This is a genomic window from uncultured Brachyspira sp. (assembly GCF_944390595.1).
Taxonomy (GTDB): Bacteria; Spirochaetota; Brachyspiria; order Brachyspirales; family Brachyspiraceae; genus Brachyspira.
In genome coordinates this window covers 1-13894 of record NZ_CALXRN010000037.1, presented here as the reverse complement: position 1 = coordinate 13894, position 13894 = coordinate 1, and the positions used below count along the sequence as shown (strand labels likewise).

The 13894-nt window shown below is 27.4% G+C and carries 16 protein-coding genes; 8 read left to right on the top strand and 8 right to left on the bottom strand.

All coding sequences use genetic code 11. The features are described from left to right. The 8 genes from Q0J90_RS02120 to Q0J90_RS02085 all read left to right on the top strand — a co-directional run. Positions 1–732, top strand: a 732-nt coding sequence (locus tag Q0J90_RS02120) for a permease (RefSeq protein ID WP_297276335.1), incomplete at its 5' end; no start/stop codon positions are given. A gap of 39 nt (positions 733–771) precedes the next feature. Continuing rightward, positions 772–1101 (top strand): MTH895/ArsE family thioredoxin-like protein, encoded by a 330-nt coding sequence (locus Q0J90_RS02115; RefSeq protein WP_340638816.1) that lies wholly within the window; start codon positions 772–774, stop codon positions 1099–1101. A 200-nt stretch (positions 1102–1301) separates the two neighbouring features. Then, the gene (locus Q0J90_RS02110; RefSeq protein ID WP_367173826.1) at positions 1302–1565 is read left to right on the top strand and encodes a thioredoxin family protein; all 264 of its coding nucleotides are present in this window, start codon (positions 1302–1304) and stop codon (positions 1563–1565) included. Positions 1566–1686: 121 nt separating this feature from the next. Continuing rightward, complete coding sequence (gene sec1 / locus Q0J90_RS02105) at positions 1687–2004, top strand: thioredoxin-like selenoprotein Sec.1 (protein WP_297276334.1); 318 nt, start codon at positions 1687–1689, stop codon at positions 2002–2004. A gap of 497 nt (positions 2005–2501) precedes the next feature. Next, complete coding sequence (locus Q0J90_RS02100; protein WP_297276333.1) at positions 2502–3134, top strand: bifunctional 4-hydroxy-2-oxoglutarate aldolase/2-dehydro-3-deoxy-phosphogluconate aldolase; 633 nt, start codon at positions 2502–2504, stop codon at positions 3132–3134. Positions 3135–3204: 70 nt separating this feature from the next. Next, positions 3205–3789 (top strand): lipopolysaccharide assembly protein LapB, encoded by a 585-nt coding sequence (locus Q0J90_RS02095; protein ID WP_297276332.1) that lies wholly within the window; start codon positions 3205–3207, stop codon positions 3787–3789. 101 nt (positions 3790–3890) lie between these two features. Further along, complete coding sequence (locus Q0J90_RS02090) at positions 3891–4445, top strand: DJ-1 family glyoxalase III (RefSeq protein WP_297276331.1); 555 nt, start codon at positions 3891–3893, stop codon at positions 4443–4445. A 17-nt stretch (positions 4446–4462) separates the two neighbouring features. Beyond that, positions 4463–5449, top strand: coding sequence for a sugar phosphate nucleotidyltransferase (locus Q0J90_RS02085; protein ID WP_297276330.1), 987 nt, complete (start codon positions 4463–4465; stop codon positions 5447–5449). Between the two features lie 33 nt (positions 5450–5482). On the opposite strand, the gene Q0J90_RS02080 is transcribed toward Q0J90_RS02085, so the two are convergent. The 8 genes from Q0J90_RS02080 to Q0J90_RS14690 form a co-directional block, all read right to left on the bottom strand. After that, positions 5483–5914, bottom strand: a complete 432-nt coding sequence (locus tag Q0J90_RS02080) for a hypothetical protein (protein ID WP_297276329.1) — start codon at positions 5912–5914, stop codon at positions 5483–5485. Positions 5915–5923: 9 nt separating this feature from the next. Next, complete coding sequence (locus Q0J90_RS02075) at positions 5924–7363, bottom strand: spiro-SPASM protein (RefSeq protein WP_297276328.1); 1440 nt, start codon at positions 7361–7363, stop codon at positions 5924–5926. A gap of 19 nt (positions 7364–7382) precedes the next feature. Then, positions 7383–8072, bottom strand: a complete 690-nt coding sequence (locus tag Q0J90_RS02070; protein WP_297276327.1) for a hypothetical protein — start codon at positions 8070–8072, stop codon at positions 7383–7385. Between the two features lie 14 nt (positions 8073–8086). Next, positions 8087–9163 carry a peptide chain release factor 1 gene (gene prfA / locus Q0J90_RS02065; RefSeq protein WP_297276326.1) on the bottom strand — a complete coding sequence of 359 codons (1077 nt, stop codon included), beginning with the start codon at positions 9161–9163 and terminating at the stop codon, positions 8087–8089. A gap of 130 nt (positions 9164–9293) precedes the next feature. After that, the gene (locus Q0J90_RS02060) at positions 9294–9770 is read right to left on the bottom strand and encodes a YkvA family protein (protein WP_297276325.1); all 477 of its coding nucleotides are present in this window, start codon (positions 9768–9770) and stop codon (positions 9294–9296) included. 49 nt (positions 9771–9819) lie between these two features. Then, positions 9820–11436 (bottom strand): hypothetical protein, encoded by a 1617-nt coding sequence (locus Q0J90_RS02055; protein ID WP_297276324.1) that lies wholly within the window; start codon positions 11434–11436, stop codon positions 9820–9822. 164 nt (positions 11437–11600) lie between these two features. After that, positions 11601–12815 carry an FprA family A-type flavoprotein gene (locus Q0J90_RS02050; protein ID WP_297276323.1) on the bottom strand — a complete coding sequence of 405 codons (1215 nt, stop codon included), beginning with the start codon at positions 12813–12815 and terminating at the stop codon, positions 11601–11603. A 42-nt stretch (positions 12816–12857) separates the two neighbouring features. After that, a partial coding sequence (locus tag Q0J90_RS14690) for an FAD-binding protein (protein WP_367173825.1) occupies positions 12858–13894 on the bottom strand: 1037 nt, incomplete at its 5' end.

The following is a 13894-nucleotide window of genomic DNA, read 5'->3' as shown; positions in this document are numbered from 1 at the left end:
GGTACTGTAACACCTTTTTGTTCATGTTCTTCAATACCTCTTTTTATAGGGTTTACATCTGCCGGAATACCAATAGCCATGACATTTTCATTTTTAATATCATCTCCTCTTGTTGACTTAGCTTCTTTAATACTTCTTTCAAGTGTATTTGGAATGAAAATAGCTATGGCTTATGTTGTAGTAGGACTTATTCTTGCTGTTATTGGAGGAACTTTAATAGGAAAATTAAAAATGGAAAGATATTTGGAAGATTTTGTAAAAAATATACAAACTAATAATGCCAAAATAGAAATACAAACTATGACAAAAAAAGAAAGGGTTATATACTCAAAAAATCAAGTTGTACAAACTATAAAAAAGGTTTATTTATATATTTTTATAGGTGTTGGAATTGGGGCATTTATACATAATGTTATACCTGAGGCATGGATAGATACAATACTAGGAAAAAATAATTGGTATTCTGTTCCTTTAGCTACTTTGGTTGGTATTCCAATGTATGCAGATATATTTGGAACGCTTCCTATAGCTGAAAGTTTATTTTATAAAGGTGCAGGTATTGGTACTATTTTGTCATTTATGATGGCTGTTACTGCTTTATCTTTACCGTCAATAATTATGATAAAAAAAGTAGTAAAAATGCCTCTTCTTATTTTTTTCGTAGGAATAGTTACTTTAGGAATAATAATTATTGGATATTTATTTAATAACTTTTATTTTCTATTTGTATGATATAAACTATTAAAATAAAATATAAAAAAGGAGAAAATTATGTTTTTTAAAAAGAAACAATCAAGCTGCGGCTGAGGAGGATCATGCTCACCTTCAGTTGAAGGAAACAAAGAAAAATCTAATAATACAAGAATAAAAATATTAGGTACAGGATGTGCTAATTGCACAAAATTAGAAGCAAATACTTTAGAAGCTGTAAAAGAAATGGGGATTGACTTGGATGTGGGACATGTTCAGGATATGGCACAGATTGCTGCTTACGGGGTTATGTCCACACCAGCTTTAGTTTTAGATGAAAAAGTATTATCTTATGGAAAAGTTTTAAGCAAAGATGAAATCATTAAAATATTAAAAGAAAATATAAAATAATTTTTAATTTATTTTGTTGGGCTGTATAATTTATTTACAGCCCTTTATTGCATTTTTTCCAATATACCTGTATGATGTATATATAAAAATATATAATTAAACATTTTAAGGAGATAAATATGAACCTAAAAGATCTTTTTTTCGGAAGCGGATGCGGATGAAGACCTGCTTCTTCTAACCTTTTCGTTGAAGAGGAAAAAATAAAAGAACCTTCTCTAGAGGCAAGAATAAAAATACTTGGAACAGGATGTGTTAATTGTCATAAATTAGAAGAAAATACTATAGCAGCAATAGAAGAAGCTAAACTTGATTTGGTTATAAAGCATGTAGAAGATATGTCAGAAATAGCTTCTTATGGTGTAATGTCAACACCTGCATTAGTTTTAGATGAAAAAGTGCTATCTTATGGAAAAGTGCTAAGCAAAGAAGAAATAATAAAACTCTTAAAAGATAATATAAAATAATAATATTTTTTCTATAGTTCGGATATAATAAAATTGTATCCGAACTTATTTTTTTTATAGCTTGATTTTTTTATATATACCTATATAATGTATATTGTACTATAAATTAAGGTGTCAAATTATGATAAAGAATAATATAGAATTTGGATGAGGATGCTTACCTGACCCTTTAGAGGATGAGGGTAATGATATGTATATTGAAAAAATATTGTTATTAGGCGGAGAAGATGAAGATTCTTTAAACATGCTTACTAATTTGAGAAATGCAATATTAGAATTAGATTTAGACTTATCAATAAAGTATACAAACAATAAAGGCACTATGTCATATTATGGTGTAATGACTTTACCTGCTCTTATTGTTAATAATAAATTAATATCTTACGGTGAAGTTCTAAGTCAGAAAAAAATCGTAGAAATACTAAAAGAAAATATATAAATATCAATTATTAAAGCTAACTCTTTTTATTTTAATATATTGACTTTTTATCTTATTTTACTAATATAGCACCTCGGTATAATTAAACAAGAAAAAATAATTTTATGTCATTATATAGCAGGATTTTGAAAATAATCCTTAGGCTTTCATCTGTTGATAATGAAAGATTATTTCAATCTTCAAGAATTAATGCCTCACAGTTCATAAATAAAAAATAATGATAGAAATTTTAATGCTAAACTAACTTATTTTTAAACTTTGAAAAGTGTCTTATGGTTAGGTTTTGGATTTGCAATTTTATAATCCAAGCGTATATGATTCTGTTTATAAAGGAGGAAACAGAACTGGTAAAATGTTTCTAATCCTTTTTCTTTTGTTGAATTAATAGTAAATATGTATTTATTTAATACTTTCAGCTGTTTTAAGAATTATAATATTTACTTTAATAATTAAGTATGGTAAATTTATTATATAAATTTTAATATTATGGAGTTATTATGCTAGAAAAATATATACAAAATAAAATAATACCTGTAGTAGTTGTAGAAAATGAAGAGGAAATAAGAAATATAGCAGAACTTTGTTTAGAGTTTCTTCCTTCTATAGAATTAACTCTAAGAACAGAATACGGGTACAAGGCTTTAGAAATATTAGCTAAGGACTACCCTACTCTTCCAAGAGCAGCAGCTACTGTGTTAAATACTGAACAAGTTGATAGAATACTTGATTTGGGAACTAATTTAATAATAAGTCCTGGATTTCAGCCTGTAATGCTTGAATATGCTAAAAATAAAAATTATCACTATATACCTGGTGCGGCAACTCCTGCTGAGCTTGAACAATGTTTAGCTTACGGACATAAATATATAAAATTCTTCCATGCTGGTTTATACGGCGGAATTAATTGGGTAAAAAATATAGCACCTGTTTATCAGCATACCGGAGTTAAATTCATGCCTTTAGGAGGAGTAAGTATAGATAATGTAAAAGAATACTTGCAAAATAAACATGTATTTGCATGCGGAGGTTCTTGGCTTTGTCCTAGAAACCTAATGGAAGGAAAAAATTGGAAGGAAATTAAAAGAAGATTTGATGAAGCCTCTCAATTAATTAAGTCTCTTAATAGTTAAAATACTTTTTGATAAAAATGATTTTTGGTATATAATATTTTTTATATACCAAAAATTAGGATTTTATTAAATGATTAGTGAAGATAATAAATATTTTTATAGTGCTTTGAACAACATACAAAAATCAAGATACAATGAAGCTATAGAGGATTTACTAAAAGTTATAGAAATTGACAGCAGTAATTTGGATGCATATCATAATTTAGCCAGAATATATTATGAAACTAAAGATTATGATAAAGCTATTGAAACTTATAACAAATCTATAGAAATATATCCGCATGACAGCGATGCTTATTATTATAGGGCTGAAGTTTATATTGATAAAAAAGATTATGATAATGCTATTAAAGATTTAGAAAAGGTCATAATGAAAAATGAGGCTTACTCGGATGCTTACTATTTAATGTCTGTTATCTATAGAAAAAATAAAAAATATAAAAAAGCTATTAAATATTTAAAATTAACTTTAGAATTTAATCCGGAAGATTATATAGCATATTATGATATTTATAAATTATACATAATATTATCTAAGAATGAAAAAGATGAAGAAATTAAAAATAAATATTTACAAAGAGCTGAAAAGTGTTTGAAAAAATCTGCTGACTTAGGATATGAAAAAGCACGGGAAATAATCGAAGAAAAAAAATAAAATATTTAAAAGTTACAAATTTCAAAAAAGAATTACTTGCAATATTGCAGATATAATAATATTATTATATCGTAAAATATTATGACAAAAGGATAAAAATTATGTCAAAAAAAATTTTGGTACCTTTGGCAGAAGGTGTTGAAGAGATTGAAGTTATAACTATTGTTGATGTTTTAAGAAGAGCAGATATAGAAGTTATTACAGCATCTTTAACTGAAAATTTAGAAGTAAAAGGTGCTCATAACATAGTAATAAAAGCAGATACTTTATTAGAAAAAACAATAAATTATGATTTTGACGGCATAGCACTTGCAGGCGGTTACGGCGGAATGAATAATTTAAAATCAGATATGAGAATTATTGAAAAAATAAAAACTATGTACGAAGATAAAAAACTTGTAGCAGCAATATGTGCCTCACCTATAGTATTAGGTGAAGCTGGGGTTATAAAAGGAAAATATACTTGTTATCCTAGCTGTGAAAGTGATGTAAAAGGCGGAGAATATATTGAAAAAGATTTAGTTGTTTGTGACGGCAATATTATCACATCTAAAGGTCCTGCTACTACAGTATTTTTTGCTTTAGAGCTAGTAAAATATTTAAATGGTTCTAATGACAAATTATCTAATGAATTACTAATACATCTAATAAAATAATTTATAAGGATTTTATTTTGAAAGTTATTATACCAGCAGCCGGTGAAGGTACAAGATTAAGACCGCATACCATAACAAAACCAAAACCTATATTGCCAATAGCAGGAGCTACTATTATAGATTTTATAATGTATGAAATATCTTCTATAAGAGATTTAGAAGAGGTTATATTTATAGTTGGTTATTTAAAAGATCAGATGATAGAATATCTTAATTCTAAATATAAAGATATAAAATTAACATTTGTAGAACAAAAAGAATATAAAGGTTTGGCTCATGCTGTATCTCTTACTAGAGAATATGTTAATGATAATGATAAAATCTTTATAATTCTTGGAGACACTATATTCAAATTAAATCTATCAGAAATAGTAAGTAAAAATGAAAATTCATTAGGTGTATGCGAAGTTGATAATCCAAGCAGATTTGGTGTAGCTATTTTGAATGAAAGCGGAGTTATAACAAAATTAGTTGAAAAACCTCAGGAACCTATTAGTAATTTAGCACTTACTGGTATGTATAATATAGTTAATTCCAAAGAATTATTTGATGCTATAGATTATATAATAGCTAATGATATAAAAACAAAAAATGAGTATCAGCTCACCGATGCTTTGGAATATATGATAAAACAAGGTATAATATTTAAAACATTTAAATTAGATGGATGGTATGACTGCGGTGAAAAATCAACAATGATAGAAACAAATAAAACTATAATAAAACATGAAATATTAAGTAAAGGGATAAAAGATACTGCTATAATACCTCCTGTATTTATAGATAAAGATGTAAAAATAGAAGGCTCTGTAATAGGTCCTTATGTGCATATTGGTTCAAATTCAAAAATAGAAAATTCAATATTGAAAAACTGCATCATATTTGAAGATGTTAATATTTCAAATGCATTTATGGATAATTCTATAATATCAGAAAAAGTAAGTTATAAAGGAAAAACACACTCTATGGATATAGGAGCATCAATAACCATAGAGCAAAACTAAAAACAGAGTGAGATTAATATTAGCCTCACTCTGTTATAATACAGCATTTATCAGCGCCATAACTATAAATTGCAAAAGACTTACGAATAAAAATATACCTGTATCCATTATTAAAAGTGAAAAAGGGTAGTTTGTAAGTAAAATAGCAAATCTTATCTTATCAGCAATAATAAAAGAAGAATACATTAAAAAACCTATTATAAGTTTAATATGCTCTCTTAATGGAATAAAATGAAAAAATGCCATAAAAAATAATGCTATAAGCAAACTTTGTATGAATGAAAATACTTCAAAATAATAAATCATTTGAAGCCTATTATTCCAATTACGTACGCCAGGCAGTATTTCTCTTCGATAATAAAACTTTTTAACAGATTGAAACTCTAATACTAATCTTGTAGCTAAAAATCGTACTATATAAGAAGCAAATACAAGCTCTAAATATTTTATTATAACTTTTTCCATAACAGCAAATTAAAAATTATACAAATACCACTCATCGCAATTTTTACAGAAATCCAATTTAGAAAATACATTATCTATATAATATTCTTCTAATAATTTCCATATATTATCCAAACTGTCTCTATATAGAGAAGATATTTTCTTATCTTTATTTATATCAAATCGGCAAATATAAACATCTCCGTAAGTATCTATAAATAAATCCCTCGATAAATGCCAGCATCCTACATTTATTAATGGCGCCATATCCCCTACTCTATTATCAGCTATAATGCCTCTATATGTATAAAACTTCTGCATAATAATCTCTGCTTTATACTTATCAAAATATTTATAGTAAGAGGCCAAATAATCAAAATTATCTTTCTGCTTTACTATTTGCAAATAAGTATTTTTAGGCTCTCTAAGAAGATAATAATCAATATTAGAAATAGTTGCTTTCATATCTCCTGTATCATATATGTTATTGTAAACATTCTCTTCTACAGAGTCTAAATGAATAATAACATTAAGATTATCATTCTCCATTTGCAAATTTATTAATTTTTTAGCTTTCTCTTCATCTAAAGCTAATGCATTTGTTTCTAAATATATGTTTACAGCTTTATTTTCAACAGCATATTCCAATATTTCAAAAATATTTTTATTTAAAAGAGGCTCATAATAGCTTCCTATAGATAAATGAAAATCACCGCAGAAGTTAAATAATTTATCATAAATATTTTTGAACTCATCTAAAGTAAGATTTTTTTCTTCCTTAGCAAGTTCATTTTTTAAAGTTTCATTTGCAAATAAATATTTATTAATAACATTCTGTCTATTATTAATATCTAATTCTATATAGGATGGCAAAGTTCTTCTAATACTTGGATTTTTTTTTACAGTATTAACAATATCAGCATAACTTTTATAATCTATAAGTTTTGATATTAGCAAGGCATTTCTTTTACTGTCTGCAAAAAATGAAAGTCTATAATATCTCATATCATATTCAGATATTATTATCTCTATTTCAAAAAAATTAGGGTCAATAAAAACTATATTGCTTATAGCATTTTCTGAAGGTTTTATAGTTTTAGTTTTTATTATATTAAACAGCTTATCAAAAGCATCTCTTCTAACTATAAAAGGAATAACACCAAGAGGATAATTTTCGCCATAACTGAAATAAGCAATATTCTCTTCATGTATCTTTGTAAGTTTTACAGTTTCATCAATATTAAATAAGGGCATGTTTGAAGGTATATAAATTATATTATCATATCCTTCACTTTCTTTATATATATTATTTAGATAATTTTCTATAATGTTAATATCATTATTATGAAGTTCTTTAACCCCGCAATTCAAAATATTTTTTAAAGTGTTAATCTTATCATTAAAAACACTTTCAAATTCCTTAGAATAGATATTAGAAAAAGACTTATCAATTAATATTAAAAAACTCATTTATAAAACCTCTATTTTATTATATATAATCCAGTATATTTTCCGGACTTCTCATTATTAAATTACACATATTGCATACATAAAAATTATTTAAAACTTCTTCATCGTCTAAATCATAAACATTAACACTTTCTAATTTATTTGTGTTTTCATTAACTATTTTAAAAATATTAGTAGAACCGCAGTATGGGCATCTATAAACAAAATCTTCAGCTAAATTTTTTATATCTATTTTTAAATACTTATCTTTAACATAGCTTTTAAATCTGTTATTTATATATCTATGAGGATAAATCTCTCTATATTCATTTAAAGTAATTTTTTTAATAGGATAACAGTTTATATTTTTTAATTTTGTTTTTCTTATTAATTTCATAAATTGATCATGACGGACATTGCTTATATTAAGAATATCTATAAATTTATCATTAGTAAGCTCATATTTATCATTTGTAATATATTCAGCATAATCATTAACTACAAGTTTGTTATATTCTCTGTTTTCTTTAAAAGCTCCAAACTCAACAAAAAAATATTTATCCATCTTATGATAAGTAAAAAGCCCCATTAAATTTCCAGAATCATCTTCATAAAAATAATCACAATATGAAACATTATCAAAACTTTTTATATATATCATAATAGAATCATCATCGTGAATATTATGAATAACTTTTTCTTCTCCAAGAATATACTCAATATCTTTCATAAACATTCCCATTATTAATCATAATATGAAGAAAGCATTTCCTCTTGTTCCTGTTTAAATAAAGCATCAGTTATTTCTGTTATTTCCCCATCCATAAATCTATCAAGTTTATATAGAGTAACATTAATTCTATGATCTGTAACTCTATTTTGAGGGAAATTATAAGTTCTTATTCTTTCGCTTCTATCTCCGGAACCAATCTGCTCGCGTCTCTCCTTAGCTTCTTTAGCCTTTCTCTCAGCCTCTTCCTTTTCATATATCCTAGCACGCAAAACCTTTAAAGCCTTAGCTTTATTCTTATGCTGACTTTTCTCATCCTGACATTGTACAACTAACCCTGTAGGCAAATGTGTAATTCTCACAGCACTGTCAGTTGTATTAACAGACTGTCCTCCAGGTCCGCTTGAACGGAATATATCCACTCTTATATCTTCATCGTTTATAACAACATCGCTTTCCATAGCTTCAGGCATAACAGCAACGGTAGAAGCAGAAGTATGTATCCTGCCGCCAGATTCTGTAGCAGGTATTCTTTGAACCCTATGCGTTCCGCTTTCAAATTTCAATGTTCTGTAAGCATCCTTTCCAGATACGGAAAATATAACCTCTTTATATCCTCCAAGTTCTGTAGGGCTTGTATCTATTATTTCCATTTTTAAATTGGATCTTTCTATAAATCTTGTATACATCCTAAATAAATCGCCTACAAATAAAGCAGATTCTTCACCGCCTGTACCAACCCTAATTTCTACTATTATATTTTTTCCGTCATTTTTATCTTTAGGAAGAAGAAGAAGCCTTAAATCATTTATAACTTTTTCTTTTTTCAAATTAAGCTCTTCTACCTCCAATAATGCCATTTCTTTAAGCTCTTTATCTGTTTCTGCATTATTAATCATTTCATTAGATTCTTCTATTTGCTTTAATATGTCTTTTAATTTTTTATATTCCTCTACAATATCCTCTATTTCTGATTTCTTTTTCATTAAGTCTTGAATAACTCTGTTATCTTTTATATTTGCATCATTAAGTTTATGCACTATATCATCATAAGTATTTTCTACCAACGCAAGTTTATCAATTATTGACATAAAATAAATTTTCTCCAAAATAATATACTATTATATACAAATAATGATATTTAGCAACTGCCAAAAATATAAAAAAGAGAAGCTAGAAAGTACTAACTTCTCTATTTATAAAACATTTTATTATTTTCAATTATTCTTTATTAATGATTTCAATTTCTGATTCTTCATCGCTTTCGCTATTCAAGCTGCTGATCTCATCCATATCGTCATTATTCTTTTCATCAGGGCCATATTTCCAAATTCTGTATTTTTCTATGTCATCACTGAAGAATTTGATGCATAAACCAAGAATAAAAGCATCATCTAATAATCCAAGACCAACTATGAAATCCGGTATTGCATCTATAGGAACAAGTAAATATAATAATGCCGCCGCTATTCCAAATATAGCTTTCCATGGAACATCCTTATAACTTCCGTTTAGATAGTCTTTTATCATGCTAATTAATAATTTAATTTTTTCCATCAATTTTGAAAGATGTTCTGATGTTGAAACTCTTGATAATATTTCTTTGGATTTTTCCATAATAGAGTCTAATTTTTCTTTTGTAATTCCTCTGGAAATACTATCCCATATTTGTTTTGCTTTATCCTTAAAGTCAGACATATAAATATCCTCTAAATAATAAAATAGGATATAATAAAATAAAAAAATATCAATATCTGCTTGTAAAATTTGCTTTAAAATCAATACTAATATGTGTATAGTTAGACATTATTGTAGAGCCAAAAATTATACTATTTGGATAACTCCAAGTTCTAAAAGGTATATCAAAATCCCTTAATATATCCTGAGATTTGGCAAGCTGTATTGTAAATATATAATCAGGATTAATATCTCTATGAATTTCTGTTTTTATATAAGATTCTAAATTGTCAGAATCATAACTATTATCTATAACAGTTTCTATTGCATTTTCATCTTCGCTTACAAAATATACTCTATCTATAAAAGTATAATAAAGGACATTTCCATTATTTAAATCATAAGAATATATAAAATTATTGTTATATTTTTTTTCTGATTTATTCAAAGTCGGGTATTTCTCAACTAAAGACATTTCAAGTTTAGGTAATAAAGAATTATCATTTTCTATATTAAAAATAACAATAGGATAAACCAATTTTGAAACTTTTGATTCAATATATGCTATAGCCATTTCCCCGTATAAATCATTGATAATACTTCCAAATGAATAAACATCATTCATCTTTGTAAATAAAGTAAATATTTCAGATGAAAGTTCATTATCATGCTTAACTTTCAAATCATTATACATAAGCGGATAAAGCCCAGCCAAATATGATTTTAACCCAAGATACATTATAGTATTTTCTTTAGATAAATAATTTTGAACATCTATCTTTCCATCTAAGTTATATAATGAATATCTGTCAGAACCGCCGTAATCATAATTAACAAATATATCAGCAACTCCGTTATCATCATGAAGTTTAATATTTCCATATATAGATGCGGTATTTTCAAAGTATTTTAGAGGTGCAAATAATATAGAACCTTCGCATTTATTATAATCATACAAGCTTTTATTAATATAAAAAGAAACATCCGGCTGATAGGAATTTTCTACATCATTTAAAATTTCTATTTCATTAAAATTGCTTGGTTTAGAATCAAAGAAATCTATCAATTTTTTTATATGATTATAATTTTTTGCCGCTATTAATATGCCGTTATAAAAGCTAAAAAATATAAAAGGTCCGTTATTATCTAAAGCATATATTCTTGTACCGTTATAATTAATTTTTTTTACATTGTATGAATTATCATCTATAGTCAGCTGCTTTGGATTAAAAAAAGAATTAAATAAAAATGAATTAACTCTTCCTATATCAAACATATAAAATACTTCAGAATCATTCAAATTATTATTATATCCCCACAGTAATATAGAAGCATTTCTTTTTAGTATAGAATTTGATAATAATTTAACAAAAAAATTATCATTGTTTTTTAATTGATTAGCAAAAGCCTCAGCAGTTTTAATCATAATAGAAAAGTCGTACATAGATTCATCATGTGATATTCTATAAGCATATATAGAATTAGCAAATTTTAAAATACTGCCGTCTAAACTTTTAACGCTTGCATATAAAATACTATCTTTAGGCATTTTTACTTCAGACATATCCTTTTTATGCAAACCATAAGGAAAATATCCAAATATAAAAACGGAAATTATTATAATAGCTAAAATAATAGATAATATAACTAACAGTTTAATCTGTCTTTGTCTTTTAATACTAACCATAAAAAATTAATCTCCGTTTTATATATTATCTGCTATTATATTTCAATTATAATCTTCGTCAATATTTAAATATTATTGATAATAAAAAACCGATTCAAGTAAAATAACCTGAATCGGTCTTTATTGAGAAAAATATAAATGATAAAAATCTAATTAAAGATTAATTATTTATTTATAGACTCAACTATAGCATCAACTAAAGCATCCATCTCGCCAACGTTAGCATCTTTCATAGAAGAAGAAACAGAAACTTGAGCATCTAGAACTTCACATTGTTTTAAGTTGTTTTCAATAAACTCTTGCATTAAAGTACCAGACTTAGGAGCCCAAGAACCATTTTCTATAATAGCAAATTTACGCTTTTGAACATTAAGAGCTTTCATATCATTCAAATAGTCATGCATTGGAGGATAAATATTAAGGTTGTAAGTAACAGAAGCTAATACAACATGGCTCAATTTGAAAGTATCAGAAATCAAGTAAGAAACATGAGTGCTTGATACGTCATGCATAGTAATATTAGTAATTCCTTTTTCAGCTAATTTACAAGCTAAAACACCAACCATATTTTCAGTGTTGCCGTACATAGAAGCATATACGATTAATACACCTTTTTCTTCAGGCTCATAAGTGCTCCATTTATTGTATTTATCAAGGATATAGCCTAAATTGTTTCTCCAAACAGGTCCATGTAAAGGACAGAACATTTTAATTTTATCAATAATTCCGCCAGCTTTTTTGAGCAAGTTTTGTACATGAGGACCATATTTACCAACGATGTTAGTATAATATCTTCTAGCCTCATCTAACCAATCTCTGTCAAAGTTAACTTCGTCATTGAATAATTTTCCGTCTAAAGCGATGAAAGAACCGAAAGCATCAGCTGAGAATAATACTCCATTAGTAGTATCAAAAGTAACCATAGCTTCTGGCCAGTGTACCATTTGAGCAGCTACGAAAGCAACTTCATGCTTACCAAATTTTTTGCTGTCGCCTTCTTTTACTTGTTCTTTTTTATCTTCAGGAATAGTAAATCCAAACTGATCCATGAACATAAAAGCTTTTTCAGTAGCTATAACTTTAGTTTCAGGGTGTCTAATTAAAACTTCATCTATAGAAGCAGCGTGGTCTGGTTCCATGTGGTTAATAACCATATAGTCAAGTTTTTTGCCGTTCAAAACATATTCCAAGTTGTCTAAGAATTGTCTGCAAACAGCCCAGTCAACAGTATCAAAAAGAACTGTTTTTTCATCTAAAAGAACATAAGAGTTATAAGAAACACCTTTAGTTAAAGGGTGTACATTTTCAAATAAAGCCAAGCGATGTTCATTCGCTCCAACCCAATATAAATCTTCAGTAACTTTTCTAACACAATGCATTATTTTTCCTCCTCAAAAAATTATTAATAATTAATTTATAACTTAAGCCTTAATAAAGTTAGTTTTTTCTTCACTACATTCTGGACATACCCATTCTTCAGGAAGAGCTGTAAAGTCTGTACCTGGAGCTACTTCTGATTCTGGATCTCCGATTAATGGATTATACTCATAACCGCAGCCAGTACATACATAGATTTTAGGTATTTCGATTGTTTTCTTAGGAGTAATCTTCTTCATCTTCTTGTATGGTATTTCTGCAGGTTTTTTAGCAGCTGTTCCGCCAAGAGCTTTAGTCAATAAAGGTAAAATCTCTAATACATCTCCAACTATACCATAGTCAGCATTTTTGAAGATTTTAGCAGAAGCTTTTTTGTTTATAGCAACTATAATAGAAGCATTTTTGATACCTTTCAAATGCTGATTAGCACCGGAAATACCGCAAGCTATATATAAGTTACCATTAAATTTCTGACCTGACATACCAACATATCTTATAATAGGTAAGTATTTCAACTCTTCAGCAACAGGGCGAGAACATCCTATAGCAGCACCAGCAGCTTTAGCTAAATCCTCAACCAGTTTCATGTTTTCTTTAGCACCTATACCTTTACCAGCAGAAACAACTCTTTCAGCATTAATGATAGGAGTATTAATATCAATACCTACAGAGAAGTCGATTCCATCTTTCTTAAGTGCAGCTACTAAAGCATCAACTTTATCCTGAGCTGAACCTTCTTTGAAGATTATATTTCTTCTTTCACCAGTAATAGGACCTTTTTTAGCCATAGGACCAGCAGCAGCAACAGGAGCTTTAGGCATTTTACCAAGTATAGAAGCAGAAATAACAACTTTCTGAATTTCACTTGTACCTTCATAAATAGTACAGATCTTAGCATCACGATAAGCTCTTTCTACTATATAAGCACCTTTAATATATCCGTTACCGCCATGTATTTGAAGAGCTTGGTTAACAACTTCCAAACCTATTTCAGAAGCATATAATTTAGCCATAGCAGATTCAGTACCATAAGGTTCATGTCTGTCTTTCATAGCAGCAGCACTGTAGATAAGAAGTCTAG

What these genes read in the sequence shown, in the direction of transcription:
- Q0J90_RS02100 (WP_297276333.1), top strand. Translation starts at nt 2,502, where the DNA reads ATGCTAGAAAAATATATACAAAATAAAATAATACCTGTAGTAGTTGTA.
- Q0J90_RS02095 (WP_297276332.1), top strand. Translation starts at nt 3,205, where the DNA reads ATGATTAGTGAAGATAATAAATATTTTTATAGTGCTTTGAACAACATA.
- Q0J90_RS02090 (WP_297276331.1), top strand. Translation starts at nt 3,891, where the DNA reads ATGTCAAAAAAAATTTTGGTACCTTTGGCAGAAGGTGTTGAAGAGATT.
- Q0J90_RS02080 (WP_297276329.1), bottom strand. Translation starts at nt 5,914, where the DNA reads ATGGAAAAAGTTATAATAAAATATTTAGAGCTTGTATTTGCTTCTTAT.
- Q0J90_RS02075 (WP_297276328.1), bottom strand. Translation starts at nt 7,363, where the DNA reads ATGAGTTTTTTAATATTAATTGATAAGTCTTTTTCTAATATCTATTCT.
- Q0J90_RS02070 (WP_297276327.1), bottom strand. Translation starts at nt 8,072, where the DNA reads ATGAAAGATATTGAGTATATTCTTGGAGAAGAAAAAGTTATTCATAAT.
- prfA (WP_297276326.1), bottom strand. Translation starts at nt 9,163, where the DNA reads ATGTCAATAATTGATAAACTTGCGTTGGTAGAAAATACTTATGATGAT.
- Q0J90_RS02060 (WP_297276325.1), bottom strand. Translation starts at nt 9,770, where the DNA reads ATGTCTGACTTTAAGGATAAAGCAAAACAAATATGGGATAGTATTTCC.
- Q0J90_RS02055 (WP_297276324.1), bottom strand. Translation starts at nt 11,436, where the DNA reads ATGGTTAGTATTAAAAGACAAAGACAGATTAAACTGTTAGTTATATTA.
- Q0J90_RS02050 (WP_297276323.1), bottom strand. Translation starts at nt 12,815, where the DNA reads ATGCATTGTGTTAGAAAAGTTACTGAAGATTTATATTGGGTTGGAGCG.